The organism is Flavobacterium sp. B114r, assembly GCF_056824125.1.
In genome coordinates this window covers 2,866,089-2,880,982 of the sequence record NZ_CP124858.1, presented here as the reverse complement: position 1 = coordinate 2,880,982, position 14,894 = coordinate 2,866,089, and the positions used below count along the sequence as shown (strand labels likewise).

Sequence of the window (14,894 nt, the reverse complement as noted above, 5' to 3'; positions counted from 1 at the left end):
CCTGATAATTTGTATTCAGATTATCATTATTTCAAATCAAATTAATTAAATTATGAGAACTACTATTTTAAAATTCATGTTAGTCGTTTGCATTTTGTTTGCAGGAACAATTGCATCGGCACAAATGATTAAGACCAAAACACCAACCCGCCCTAAAGGTCAGCAAGATGTTTTGCGTTTGGCTACAGCACCAATTCCAACAGTTCGTGTGGCTTTTATTGGTTTAGGAATGCGTGGCCCGGGAGCAGTAGAACGCATGACACATATTCCTGGTGTAGAAATAGTTGCACTTTGTGATATGTCAGAAAAAAATACACAATCAGCCAATGAGATTTTAACCAAACAAGGACTTCCTAAAGCACAGGAATTTTTTGGAGATGAAAATGCCTGGAAAAAAGTAACGGCATTACCAAACGTAGATTTAGTCTATATCGCTACAGATTGGAAACACCATGCATTAATTGGAGTTCAGGCAATGAAAGACGGTAAACACGTTGCCATTGAAGTTCCGGGAGCAATGACCATGAAAGAAATCTGGGATCTTATTGATACTTCTGAGAAAACACGTAAACACTGTATGCAGCTTGAAAATTGCGTTTACGATTTCTTCGAATTGACGACATTAAATATGGCACAGCAAGGATTATTTGGAGAAATTCTTCATGCCGAAGGATCATACATTCACGGACTTCAGCCTTTTTGGGGCGAATACTGGAACAACTGGAGAATGGATTACAACATTAAACACCGCGGTGATGTTTATGCGACTCATGGGATGGGGCCAGCGTGTCAGGCATTGAATATTCATCGTGGTGACAAAATGAATTTCCTGGTTTCTATGGATACAAAAGCAGTTGGAAATCCTGCCTATATCAAAGAAAAATCGGGACAGGAAATTAAAGATTTTAGAAACGGAGATCACACTATGACAATGATTCGTACCGAAAACGGAAAAACAATCCAAATTCAGCATGACGTTACTTCTCCCCGACCATACAGCAGAATGTATCAGTTAAGCGGAACGAAAGGTTTTGCAAACAAATATCCGTTAGAAGGTTATGCCTTAGATGGTGCAGCATTAGGCGATGATGTAAAACCAAATCACGAAAAACTAAGCGCACACTCTTTTGTTCCTGAAGAGGTTAAAAAAGCACTAATGGCAAAATACAAACATCCGATCGTTAAAGACATTGAAGAGCAGGCTAAAAAAGTAGGCGGTCACGGCGGAATGGATTTCGTAATGGATTACAGATTAATTCACTGCCTGCAAAAAGGACTTCCGCTTGATATGGATGTTTACGATCTTGCAGAATGGTCTTGTTTAGGTCCGTTAACAGAAATTTCTCTGGATAAAGGTTCTGTTCCTGTAGAAATTCCTGATTTCACTCGTGGAGGCTGGAATAAATTACAAAAATTAGAGTTTTCAGAGTAAATATTTTGGTGGTTAGCAATCGGATAGGAACCTAGGGATTAGTTCCCTAGGTGACCTTCCACACCACCTGGCATACGGATCCGTACCAAGGCGGTTCTTAATTTACGATACATTTTAGGTACATGTCAGTCAGGAACGTATATCCTGCTTTGCTTAGTGTTCGTGTTGATAGAGTTGTTTGTAGAATTGGACTCAGCGCAGTTCGACAATATCCCTTTCGAGTATTAGCCCATTGATAAGCCTGATTGTCTTTAACTCCAATCTTTCGAAGATTGTTGTATTTAGTACTTATCTTCTTCCAGCTTTTCCATATCAACATTCGTATTCTAAATCGAAGCCATTCATCTATACGTTTAATCTTGCCTGACATATCGGCTAGTTTAAAATAGGATACCCAACCCTGCAAGTAATATCGTAAGAGTTCTTTGGTCTTTTGATACCCCATACCATTACTGCGGTTAGTAATTTCCTTTAACCTGTCTTTGAGTTTACTATAACTCTTTGGATGTACACATAGCCCCCATTTCCCTTTACTTTTGTTATAGAAGCTATATCCAAGGAATTTCTTTCCTTTTATATACCCAACCGTAGTTTTCTCCTTGTTTACCCTTAAGTATAATACGCTTTCAATAAACGCAGTTATACTTTCTTTGACACGAAGACATGCTCTCTTGCTTTTACAGAAGATTAAGCAATCATCTGCATAACGTACAAATCGATGTCCGCGTCTAGCCAGCTCTTTATCCAATTCGTGAAGCATTATATTGCTCAACAATGGACTTAATGGACCGCCTTGAGGAACACCCAGTACACTTTCTTCGAATTTGTTCCCCACAACAACACCAGCTCTGAGATATTTATGGATAAGTGATATCACTCGTGGGTCTTTGACTTTCTTTGATAGTAGTTCTATAAGCCTACTGTGATTCACAGTGTCAAAGAATTTCTCTAAGTCTAGATCCACTACATAACTGTACTTATCATTGAGGTGATTTTCTACTTCTTTCAAAGCAGTATGGCAACCTCTTTTAGGTCTAAAGCCATGGCTGCTTGTAAGGAATTCTTGTTCGTAAATAGGGGTTAGGATTTGGGCAATACTTTGTTGGACTAGGCGGTCTACAACACTAGGGATACCAAGTGACCTTGTTTTACCTCCCTCTTTAGGTATCTCAACTCTTCGAACGGCCTGAGGTTTGTATTTCCCGTTCTCTAGCGATTCAATCAACAACTCTTTATGTTCTAAGAGCCATTCTAATAAATTCTCAGTGGACAACTTGTCTATTCCAAAACTTCCTTTATTGGATCTGACTCTTTTATAAGCCAGATTCATATTGGGGGAACTTAGGATTAGCTCTAAGAGTTTCCCCTGACCTAAATGTACTTCTGTGAGGTTGTTTTCAGCTATCCCAATAAAGGTCTGCACTCCCTGGTAGCTGTCGGATTCCGTCCTATCCTTCCCAAGACAGTTATCAAAATTCTTTGATATTTTCTGCATTCGTTCCTTCATGGGTAACATTCATTTACTACTCACTTAATTAAGTTCAGTCCTTCAGTACTCATTTCCAGTACCTACTATGACCTCTGCTGACTTCTTATAGCAATTGTTAATCCATAGTGCTGTAAAAAAAAAACTTCCCTATGTCTATAAGACCTCCCCAGGTAAGAACGATAACTTTCCTCTCATATGCCTGCTATATTTACCATCATGCTTCCGTACAGTTTGGGACTTCAGTTTGGCTTGCAACTTTATCCAACATTTCTGGCCTTGTATATAGTTTCTCTCCGTCAGGCCAAGAGTTTGCCTATTGCTTCCTTCAGATTCCACCTCGCGATGGACACCCTTGCATTCAGCTAACACTTCCCACTGTAAAGGTGTGTTCGGGACTTACACCCTAGAGTTATCGCCCATGCTGGGCACACAAGCAGGGAAAGGATACTTGAATAAGTATCCTTTCCCTTTTTTTGTCTATTTCTTTGATAATCAACAATGAGATTTTTAAATACCTTTTTTTTAAAAAGCGAAATAAAAACAAAAAACCGGTTATTAATTTACTTCATATCCCCCAAATTAAATTTAGAATTTTGGGATCCTTTCTCTCCTAAAATGACTTACCCTTTACCCTTCTTTTTTAATCTTAATTTTTATGATTATTTAATTTTCAAAATTCTGAATATCATCTAAAAAACCATCCTTTTTCTGGTCAATTTTTAGGAGGTTTCGTATTAATGAAAATTAAGCTTAACAATCCCTTTAATAAAATCTGATAAAGGTCATTTTACTGCCAAATAAACCTATAAGAAAAACCTTTTAATTATGAATCATTCAATTCTATAGTTGCGAAATTCATAATGTTTTACATAAAATTCAATTACAATAAAACCAAATAACAATTTAGCATAAAAAAACCTCAAATCCAGAAGGTCTTTTATTTCTAAAATATTCTAAACGAATCGTACGATTTTAAGTCAAAAAAAACGTTTTACATAATTTTATGTGCTCGAGAACATTAATTTTGTGTGTTCGAGCACATTTTTATTGTTTTTTCTTGTTTAATAAAAATATAATCGATAGTTTCGTCAGGTATTAATCTTAAAACTAAGTTAATTAAGAAATTTTTAAGGAGGATTTTGCACTTCGAAAACAAATAAAAACAGAAAAAATAACCAACAATTAGATTCAGAAAACGAAGTCGCAATTTTATAAGAAGGAACAATTTTATTAAAAACCAAATAACACACAAAATGAATTTTCCAGTAAAAAAAGAAATCTAAAACTTACAAACAAAAAGAACAAATTAATCATTAACCAAAACCATTTAAAGTATGAAATTATTAACCCAAAAAAAACCTAGAGATTTTCGGATTAACAATCTGGCTGGTAAAGAAATCAAACTCACACTTCTTTCCTTATTAGCTTTTACATTTCAAGCTTCAGCGGCTACATCAATAAATACATCATACAAAAACAGTACTTCGATATTTTTTGAAAAAACCGTAAAAGGAAAAGTAACGGATCAAAACGGATTACCTATTGCCGGTGCAAACGTTATTGTAAAAGGCAGCGCCAATGGTGTGCAAACAGATGTTGACGGAAGCTTTGCCATTACGGTTGCTGATAATGTGACTAAACTGATCGTAACATACATTGGTATGGAAGATCAGGAAGTAACCATTGGAAGCGCTCCTCTAAAAGTTGTACTAAAAGAAGTGGGACAAAAATTAGAAGAAGTTGTCGTAGGTTACGGTAAAGCAAAGAAAAAAGATTTAACAGGTTCTGTAAGTTCTATTGGTAAAGACAATTTAAACTTAGGCGGAACAATTTCTAATGTTGGTCAGGCTTTGCAAGGTCGTGCCTCTGGAGTTCAGGTACAACAAAACAGTTATGCTCCGGGAAGCAGCCCGTCGATTGTGATTAGAGGAGGAAACTCACTGAATACTTCTAATGCGCCATTGTATGTTGTTGACGGATTTATTACAAGTACAGGTGCACAAATTAGTCCAAATGATATTGAAAACATCCAGATCTTAAAAGATGCTTCGTCTACCGCTATTTATGGTGCACGAGGTGGAAATGGGGTAATTTTAATTACAACTAAAAAAGGAAAATCAGGTAAAATGCAGGTTGAAGCGGAAATTTCAGATGGTTTTCAGAGTATAATCAAGGAACCCTCTTTATTAAACGGACAACAATATGCCGATATCCAGAATGCAATTGCAGTTGAAAACGGCAGACCTCCGGTTTTTCCATCAAGTTTTCCTGTTGCAAATACCAACTGGTTTAAGGCGGCAACCCGTCCGGGAGAAGTAATCAACAGAACGATTACTTTTAGCGGAAGCGATAAAACTTCTAAATTTTTTCTTTCCGGAAATTATTTAAAACAAACAGGTGCTTTAGAGAATACAGATTTTACCCGATATACTGTGAGAATGGGTAGCGAGAAAAGATTTAACGAAAAATTAAATATGGGGGTCAATGTATATGGCGCTTCAAGTGAAGGTCATAATAGTGACTTTGGGGACAATATTTTATCTCCAATGTATTCTATCCAAACTGCTGCTCCTAATCTTCCTATTTATAATGCCGACGGATCGTACTATAAATATCAGGGAAAAGACAATGCATTAGCACTTTTATTGGAACCAACAGATCATACTATCAACAGATTGGTGAACGGAAATATGTTTTTGGATTACGAAATCATTAAAGGTCTAACGTATCATTTTGGAGCAGGTGCTGAATGGCAGGAAAACATTCAGGGAAAATATACTCCCAGAACACTGGTTGCCGGAGCTGCTCTAAACGGAACCGGATCTGAGGAGAACAAAACCTATTTTAGATGGAGTACTGAACAATATTTAACCTATAAATTCAATATAAAAGAGCAACATTCTTTCTCTGCAATGATAGGAACATCAAACCAAAAAGATACTTATGAGCGAATGAAAGCTTCGGGTTCCGGTTTTTCTAACGATTTGTTGACGTACTATAACCTTCAGGGTGCAGCGGTTTATTTGAAACCTGAAACTGAAAAAACAGAGACTAAACTTACTTCATACTTTAGTAGATTAAATTATGCTTTTGATGATAAGTATTTACTTTCGTTTACGATTAGAAAAGATGGATCTTCCCGTTTTGGTCCAAACAATAAATTCGGAATTTTCCCTTCAGGAGCCATTGCCTGGAAAATGACAAATGAATCGTTTATTCAAAAATTAAATACTTTCTCTGAGCTTAAGTTAAGAGCCAGTTATGGTATTACAGGAAATGACGGTATTGGAGATTATGCTTATATGAACAGACTAACCTCTTGGGGAGTAACAATTGGTCCGGGCAATTTTGTTGGTGGTACAGAACCAAATAACCTGGCAAACCCGGATTTGAAATGGGAACAAACTGCTCAAACCAACTTTGGTCTGGATATGGGATTCTTCAACGACAAACTTACCGCAACAATAGATGTTTACGAAAAAAGAACGACTGATGCCCTTTTAAATGTTCCTGTTGGAGGATGGTGGGGATTTGATGTTCAAAGAGTCAACTCAGGAACAATACAAAACCGAGGAATCGAATTGGGTATTAGCAGTACAAATTTCAGAAATGATAAATTTACCTGGACAACATCCTTAAATGTTGCCTATAATAAGCAGGAAATTATATCGCTTGCTGACAATGTTAAAATTATTAGTGCCAATACTTCTAACCCAAGCGGTACTGTTTCCGGTCAGGAATTTACAAGATTGGTACCCGGAAAAGAAATGGGTGAACTATACGGCTATAAATATGCGGGAGTAATCAAAACCGGAGAAACTTATGCCGCTCAGCCTCTTTCTGTAGCTGGAGATCCAAAATATGTAGATGTTAATGGCGACGGAGTTATAAATGCGGATGACAGAACATATTTGGGAAATTCTACGCCACATTACACTGCCGGATTAAACAATGATTTTAGATTTGGAAACTTTGATTTGAATATTTTCTTTCAGGGAGCTTTCGATTATTCTGTTTATAATATGACTAAAATGGTAGGTGAATCCTCTACAAGTACAGATGCTTTGAATCGTTGGGTTGCCGGTACAAATGAAAACACAGACATTCCGAGAGATGGTTACTACAAAAGTAAATACGGAAGTTATGTGAATTCAAAATTTGTTGAAGATGCTTCTTATATCCGTCTGAAAAATGTTTCTATTGGATATTCTATTCCGGAAAGTGTACTAAAACAAGCGAAGTTTATAGATAGTATAAGATTGTATGCTATAGGTCAGAATTTACTAACGATTACTAAGTATTCTGGAAATGATCCTGAGGTAAATGGGCATTTTTCTGCTACTGATATTACAAAACAAAACTTAGGCGGAGGAATCGATTTTAACTCATTCCCGGCTTCAAGAACGTTTATTTTAGGAATAAAAGTCGCAATTCACTAGTCTAAAAAGCTTTTTTAGTAACATTAAATTTATTAAAATGAAAAAATATACAATACTATTGCTTTTACTTACCGCCGGTGCACAATTTTCGTGCAATCAGGATCTTGAGCCTACGGTGTATAGTAATTTGACCAATACCAATGGTTTTCAAACTAAATCAGATGCCATTGCGTCGATCAATTCTATTTATGGCAGATTAAAAGGACCATCTGTGGGAGATAACTTTTCGTATTGGGCTACAAGACACTTCGCTTTGACAGATATTGCAACAGATTTAGGACATTGTCAATTTGGTGGAGATCCGGGACAATTGTCTTTAGGTACATGGAGTTCGACAAACGGCTTACTTCTGGAAGATTGGAAATCAATGTATAAGTTGATTGCCAATGCCAACTTTGCGATCTTCAACATTACAAAAATGAGTGGAATTACAGCCGCCGAAAAAGCTCAATTTATAGCCGAAGCAAAGTTCTTAAGAGCATCAGCTTATATGGATTTAACGGATGCATGGGGTCCGGTAATTCTAATCACCGAAGCTAATTTGGGAAATCCTAATTATTTAGATCAAACACCTCCAACATCTGTAGAAGAAATTGATACTTTTATTATAAAAGAATTGACTGAAGCTGCCGATGTATTACCTGTTAACTACAAAGAAAATGCTATTTATGGAACTAATGATGTAGGACGCGCTACAAAAGGTGCATCTCTTACCTTATTGGCAAAACTATATCTGCGCAGTCATGATTGGCCTAAAGTAGCTACTTTGACACAACAAGTAATGAATCTAAACGAGTACAGCCTTTTCCCTACTTATTTAGGTTTGTTTAAAGAAAGTAATAAATGGTGCAGCGAAAACATATTTTCTTCATTGAGTGATGCCAATACAAACGGAACGGAATTGTTGAATCACTTTGGGCCAACGGATCATCCGGTTGTTCAAAACAGATGGCAATATTATACTGTAAACTGGGATTTCTTCAACACGTTTGGTAATGAAGACGAAAGAAAAGAATGCTTTTTTCCTGAGTTTATGGGCAGCGATGGTTTACTGCACAAACAAGCACCTACGTTAGGCGCTCAACCACCAAAAGGCGAACTTTATATGCCGGATGTATCAACCAGAAAATACGCAGATGATGAAACTACTACTTATTATGATGGTCATAGTGTAAACATATTGCGTTATGCTGATGTATTATTAAGCAGAGCCGAAGCTTTGAACGAAATTAGCGGACCAACAACAGAAGCGATAGATCTTATCAATAAAGTAAAAGCAAGATCACATGCTAAACTTTTAGTTCTATCAGATTACACGCAATCATCATTAAGAGATGCTATTTTACAAGAAAGAGGATGGGAATTTTTCTTTGAAGGAAAACGCCGTCAGGATTTAATCAGAATGAACAAATATGATGTTCTTGTCAATGCGTATCACCTAAGAGTGGGTGAAGCAGCACAAGTCAAAATGCCGCAAAATAAGTATTATACTTATCCGCAAAGTCAGGTCGATCTTAATCCTAAATTAAGTAACGCCGACAGACAATAAAAAAAGTCCAATCAGGAATAGGCAGACTTTTAAAGCTGTCTATTCTTGATTATTTATAAAAAAAAGTACTTTTCTTTTTCATAAAGATGCCTTTCAGATGATCAAAAAATTTATAATAAAGTGGAGTTTTATTTTGGTACTGCTTGCATTTGTAAGCTGTTCTAAGAATCAGGGCAATCTTATCAAAAATATTACGATTGGAACTCATAGCAACAACGAATTGAAGATTCAGATTGATGTTACTACGAATGACAATGTTCAGGTATTTGCAGAATATTGGTCTGATCAAGAAGGAATAAAAAATAAGATAACAAGTCCGGTTTCAAAAACAGGTCTCTTCCACTCTTTGGTACTTTGTAATATTAGACCGGAAACAAATTATAGTTATCAATTGATTACTATCGAGAACCAAGAGAAAAATACAAGTAAAGTATACACTTTTAAGTCTCGAAAATTACCAGAATGGTTGCAAAAACAATTCAAGGCAAATTGCCCTAAACCCAAATTATTACCTGAGAATTTCAAAAAAGGCTTTATGCTTTTGGCGAAAAGAGAAACTCCGGGAGTTGCTTACATTGTAGATTATAAAGGAAATTTAAGATGGTACCATACTGTCGAAGGAACAGGATTTAAAGTTACTCATTTTACAAAAGAGCAAAGCATTATTGCCATTTTAGGAAAAAATGATGAACCAACAAGTTACGGAAGCGAGATTCTTGAAATCAATTTGCAAGGTGATACGTTAACCCATATTAAAAAAGGACAAGGTGATTTTAAACAAGTGATTCATCATGAAATCATAAAAAAATCAGCTAACGAAATTGTTACGATAACCGTAGATCAAAAGATAATGGATTTAAGTTCTATTGGAGGAAAAAAGAACGATACGATCAACGGCGACGGAATTTTAATTTTGGATAAAAAAGGAAAACAACTCTGGAAATGGAGCGTTTTTGATGATTTAGATCCAATGAAAGATAAAAATTTACTAAAAACAAAAAAGGACTGGACGCATGCGAACAGCCTGAATTATGATAAAGACGGAAATTTTCTGATCTCTTTTTATAACAACGGTCAAATTTGGAAAGTCGATTCTAAAACCGGAAAAGTTCTTTGGAAATTAGGTAAAGGAGGAAATATGAAAATGTCTGACGATAGTAATTTTTCTCAGGCACATGCCGCACACATAGATCCCGAAGGAAGTTTGCTGTTTTTTGATAATGGCGTCGATAAAAAACAATCCTCTGTCTTTGCCTTAAAAGTAGATGAAAAAGAAAAATCAGTAAAGCTCGATTTCCAGATAAAACTACCAAAAGATATTTACAATGACAGAATGGGAAGTGCTTATATGATTGACAAAGAAACCATTTTAGTTTGTTGTTCAAAACGACATATTACTGTTTTGACTAATAAACAAGGTGTTTTAATCTGGGCCTTAGAATCTGAAATTCCGCCATATCGCGTAGAGTTTATTCCGGAAGAAAAGATGAAACCATTTCTTTTCAATTAGATAAATATGTGCCGTTAGGCACTAAGTGTTGGTAGAAAATATGAATTGAATAATTTTAAGCGTGCCGCAGGTACACAACAAAATGATAGGTATTGCGTACCTAAAGGCACATTTTACTTTTGATTTGCATAAATACCTTTTACGTTTCAAAAAATTGTGGGTATAACAATATAAAAAAATACCTAACAGGTTTTGAAAACCTCTTAGGATACAACATAGATTAAAAATAGTAAACATGAAAAAAATAATTCTTATTGGTCTATTTTCAGCATTGCCAATTGTTGTTTTCAATTCCTGCCATACTTCAAATTCACAAACATTGGCGGCAAAAACTGCCGATGATGATTCGTATATCACTATTGATACATCGAAAATTTCGAATGACGAATTTGGAGAATCAGTACGTTACGGAAAAGAATTGATGCTAAAAACAGCTTATTATATTGGTCCAAATGGCATAAAAGGAAAATATTTAGGCAATAAAATGAATTGTACCAATTGTCATCAGGATGCGGGTACAAAACCCTATGCTTTCAATTTAATGTCGTCTCACGATAATTATCCGCAATATCGCGGACGTGAAAATAAGGTTCTCACACTTGCAGAACGCGTTAACAATTGCATTATGCGTCCGCACTCCGGAAAACCACTTCCGCTTGACGGAAAAGAAATGGTCGCTTTTTTATCTTATTTTAAATGGATCAGCAAATTTGTTCCAAAAGATGGTGATTTTAAAGGGGCTAAAAACTTAGAAATAGAATTTCCTGATGTAGCCGCAAGTCCCGAAAGAGGAAAAGCTTTGTTTGTTGAAAATTGTGCCCGCTGCCACGGAAATAATGGCGAAGGACAATATAATGCTGACAAATCAGGCTATACTTATCCTCCGCTTTGGGGCGAATATGGATACCAGCCGGGTTCGAGCATGCACAGAGTAATCAAACAGGCACAGTGGCTGAAAAGCAATATGCCTTATGATAAAGTAACACCAGGAAAACCATACCTTACAGATATTGAAGCACTTGATATTGCTGCTTATGTAAATGATGATGCGATACACTCAAGGCCAAATCCCAAAACATTTGACTATCCTAATAAAATGGGTAAACCAATTGATTATGCACACAGCCCTTTTAATGATAATTTTTCTGAAGAGCAACATAAATACGGTCCATACAAACCTATTATCGCCTATTGGAAAAAAAATGGATGGAAAGCCGTTTACTAAATTTTTTAAAAATAAGCATACACTTAACTTGAACATTATATAAAATGAAAGCAAATCTAAAAAACACGCCAATTTTAAGTAGACTTTTGATTATGTGCCTTTGCATTGTCAGTATTCCATTGGCTGCACAAATCAAATACACGGATGGCAATGACAGCTGGAATCCTAATATGTTAGGAAATCATCGTGTTGTAGTCGCATTTTCCGGTACAGGAAATGTTGCCAAAACTACAATCGAATGGCGCAGAAGGGATGAAAATCCGGAACTCAAAAAAATTATTGTTCAGGATGCTACAGGTAAAGAAATCCTTAATACAAAAACAGAGAATATCAATCGAGAAAACGGAACGATTTTCTTTGAACCTGTTTCAGGAAAAGGAACTTATTACGTGTATTATATGCCCTATATTGACGAAGGTGATGCTAATTATCCTAAAGGAGTTTATGCCAAACCAGAAAATAAAGCAGATGCACAATGGTTGTCTAAAATAAAATCAAATGCAGCTGATAATTGTACCGTTACAGAAATTCAGAGTATAAATGCTTTCAATAGTTTTTATCCTATGGAAGTAATTGCAACTGCGGCTGAAACTAAAGATCTTATTGCTAAAAACAGCAGCAACACATTTCTTGTTTTTCCGGAAGACAGATTGTTTTCTATCCGAATGAAAAATGATTTACCACAAAGATGGATTCAAAAAGGAGTTCAAAGCACTTTTTCAGATACGGCATTAAAAGGCGAATATCTGGCATTTCAATTAGGTGTTTATGCTTTGCAGGATTTAAAAGATGTAAAAGTTACTTTTTCGGATTTAAAAAGTAGTAACGGAGAAACCATTTCATCAAAAAATATCAATTGTATTAATACAGATGGAGTAAAATATGATGGAAATCTTTTTGCTGCAAACGTTGCCGTTTCAAAAGGAAAAGTACAGGCATTGTGGTGCGGAATCGATGTTCCCCAAACTGCTGCTGCAGGAAATTATACAGGAAAAGCGACCGTTACCGCTGATGGAAAATCTACCGCAATTACACTTAAGATAACTGTAAAAAATGAGGTTACTAAAAACGGAGGAATCGATTCTCCGGAAAAAATGACACGCCTTAAATGGTTAAACTCAACTTTAGCCCAGGAAAATACAGTAATTGCACCTTATACCCCATTAATCGTAAAAGATAGCGAAATATCTTTATTAGGCAGAAAATTGATTTTAGGAACGAATGGTTTTCCAACCCAGATTCAAACTTTCTTTACTCCTGAAATGACTACTACAAGTACAAAAGCAAATGATATTTTGAGTGCGCCAATAGTATTTCATTTTATAGATGCTGCAGGAAAAGAAACTTTAAAATGGAAAAATACAGGAATCAAATTCACTAAAAAAGAAGCAGGAACTGTTTCGTGGGAAAGTACTTCTACCTCTCAATCACTTCAAATGGATGTAAATGCTTCAATTGAATTTGATGGTTTTTTACATTATACAGTAAAAATTACAGCTCTTGAAGATGCAGCTTTTAATGATATTAATTTTCAAATGCCATTTCAGCCTTCCTCTGCAAAATACATGATGGGACTAGGTCAAAAAGGAGGCGATCGTCCTGCAGCTTTTGACTGGAAATGGGATGTAGCACACAAGAATCAAGATGGTGCATGGATTGGAAATGTAAACTCAGGATTGCAATTTTCTTTAAGAGACGAAAAATACAGCCGTCCGTTAAACACCAATTTCTATTTGCAAAAACCTTTATTATTACCAACTTCCTGGGGTAACGATAACAAAGGCGGAATCACGATTACACCCAACCAAAAATCAGTTTTGGTAAATGCGTATAGTGGAGCCCGAAGCATGAAAAAAGGAGATATTTTGTATTACAACTTTACATTGCTAATTACACCATTCCATACTATAAACACAGATTTTCAATGGGATACTAAATTCTATCACAAATACAGCCCAATCGATTCTATTGCTCAAACTGGTGCAACCGTAATCAATATACACCATGCAAACGCGATTAATCCTTATATTAATTATCCTTTTATTGAATTTAAAAAGATGAAAAGTTATATCGATGAAGCACATGAAAAAGGATTAAAAGTTAAGATTTACAATACCGTTAGAGAAGTTTCTAATAAAGCTTATGAAACTTTTGCTTTAAGAAGTTTAGGTCATGAAATTTATTCTCCTGGAAAAGGCGGCGGATTCTCATGGTTACAGGAACATGTTGGCGATGATTATATCGCAGCCTGGTTTGTTCCCGAAATAAAAGATGCAGCAATCGTAAATAGCGGTATGAACCGTTGGCACAATTATTATGTTGAAGGAATGAACTGGCTGACTCAAAACGTTGGTATTGACGGTATTTATCTTGATGATGTTGCTTTTGACAGGATCACAATGAAACGTGTAAAAAGAGTATTAACAAAAGACGGACATCCGGGAATTATCGATTTACACAGTGCAAATCAGTACAACAAAAGTGACGGATTTAATAATAGTGCCAATTTATATATGGAACACTTTCCTTATGTAAATAAACTATGGTTTGGAGAATATTTTGATTATGAAAAAGGCCAACCTGACTTTTTCTTAACGGAAGTAAGCGGAATCCCGTTTGGGTTAATGGGCGAAATGCTGCAAGACGGAGGAAATCCCTGGAGAGGAATGGTTTACGGAATGACAAACAGATTACCATGGAGCGGTAACGCAGATCCAAGAGCCATCTGGAAATTATGGGACACTTTTGGAATCAAAGGTTCTGAAATGATTGGTTATTGGAGTGAAAATTGTCCTGTAAAAACTTCTAATGATAAAGTATTAGCAACAGTTTACAGAAAGAACGGAACGGCTTTAATTTCTATTGCAAGCTGGGCAGATACTGATGTAAAAGTAAAACTGAATATCGATTGGAAAAAACTAGGTATCAATCCTGCAAAAGCAACAATCATAGCTCCTGAAATTACAAAGTTCCAACCTGCTCAAACATTTACTGCAACGGACGAAATACCGGTAACAAAAGGAAAAGGGTGGTTATTGATTGTTAAGTAATGAAGAATTGAATGTATATTTTTTGTGCCGTTAGGCACTAAATGTTGGTAGAAAAAATTCGATTCGAATACGTAGGCGTGTCGTAGGTACGCGACAAAACGATAATCATTTCGTACCTACGGCACGCTAAATTTATCTCAATTCATTTTTTCTACCAAAATTTAGTACCTAAAGGCACATTTCAAATCTTGATTCATATT

General features: G+C 35.8%; 7 protein-coding genes. 6 read left to right on the top strand and 1 reads right to left on the bottom strand.

Going from position 1 to position 14,894, the window contains the following annotated elements; translation table 11 throughout:
* The first annotated feature begins 76 nt into the window (after window positions 1-76).
* On the top strand, window positions 77-1,432 hold the full coding sequence (locus tag QLQ94_RS12330; RefSeq protein WP_271336437.1) for a Gfo/Idh/MocA family protein: 1,356 nt from the start codon (window positions 77-79) through the stop codon (window positions 1,430-1,432).
* Between the two features lie 97 nt (window positions 1,433-1,529).
* Here the strand turns inward: QLQ94_RS12330 and ltrA are convergent, their stop codons facing one another.
* On the bottom strand, window positions 1,530-2,762 hold the full coding sequence (ltrA, locus tag QLQ94_RS12325; RefSeq protein WP_482499971.1) for a group II intron reverse transcriptase/maturase: 1,233 nt from the start codon (window positions 2,760-2,762) through the stop codon (window positions 1,530-1,532).
* 1,493 nt (window positions 2,763-4,255) lie between these two features.
* Between ltrA and QLQ94_RS12320 the strand changes: the two genes are divergently transcribed.
* From QLQ94_RS12320 to QLQ94_RS12300, 5 genes are all read left to right on the top strand, one after another.
* Window positions 4,256-7,360 (top strand): SusC/RagA family TonB-linked outer membrane protein, encoded by a 3,105-nt coding sequence (locus QLQ94_RS12320; RefSeq protein ID WP_271337106.1) that lies wholly within the window; start codon window positions 4,256-4,258, stop codon window positions 7,358-7,360.
* Between the two features lie 37 nt (window positions 7,361-7,397).
* The gene (locus tag QLQ94_RS12315; protein WP_271337105.1) at window positions 7,398-8,909 is read left to right on the top strand and encodes a RagB/SusD family nutrient uptake outer membrane protein; all 1,512 of its coding nucleotides are present in this window, start codon (window positions 7,398-7,400) and stop codon (window positions 8,907-8,909) included.
* Window positions 8,910-9,006: 97 nt separating this feature from the next.
* Window positions 9,007-10,419 (top strand): aryl-sulfate sulfotransferase, encoded by a 1,413-nt coding sequence (locus tag QLQ94_RS12310; protein ID WP_271337104.1) that lies wholly within the window; start codon window positions 9,007-9,009, stop codon window positions 10,417-10,419.
* Window positions 10,420-10,654: 235 nt separating this feature from the next.
* Entirely contained in the window at window positions 10,655-11,644 is a 990-nt protein-coding gene (locus QLQ94_RS12305; protein WP_427402872.1) for a c-type cytochrome, read from the top strand.
* Window positions 11,645-11,688: 44 nt separating this feature from the next.
* On the top strand, window positions 11,689-14,694 hold the full coding sequence (locus QLQ94_RS12300; RefSeq protein WP_427402871.1) for a glycoside hydrolase domain-containing protein: 3,006 nt from the start codon (window positions 11,689-11,691) through the stop codon (window positions 14,692-14,694).
* Window positions 14,695-14,894 lie beyond the last annotated feature (200 nt).

Coding starts and splice junctions, on each gene's coding strand:
- QLQ94_RS12330 (WP_271336437.1), top strand. CDS start 77: ATGTTAGTCGTTTGCATTTTGTTTGCAGGAACAATTGCATCGGCACAA.
- ltrA (WP_482499971.1), bottom strand. CDS start 2,762: ATGAATCTGGCTTATAAAAGAGTCAGATCCAATAAAGGAAGTTTTGGA.
- QLQ94_RS12320 (WP_271337106.1), top strand. CDS start 4,256: ATGAAATTATTAACCCAAAAAAAACCTAGAGATTTTCGGATTAACAAT.
- QLQ94_RS12315 (WP_271337105.1), top strand. CDS start 7,398: ATGAAAAAATATACAATACTATTGCTTTTACTTACCGCCGGTGCACAA.
- QLQ94_RS12310 (WP_271337104.1), top strand. CDS start 9,007: ATGATCAAAAAATTTATAATAAAGTGGAGTTTTATTTTGGTACTGCTT.
- QLQ94_RS12305 (WP_427402872.1), top strand. CDS start 10,655: ATGAAAAAAATAATTCTTATTGGTCTATTTTCAGCATTGCCAATTGTT.
- QLQ94_RS12300 (WP_427402871.1), top strand. CDS start 11,689: ATGAAAGCAAATCTAAAAAACACGCCAATTTTAAGTAGACTTTTGATT.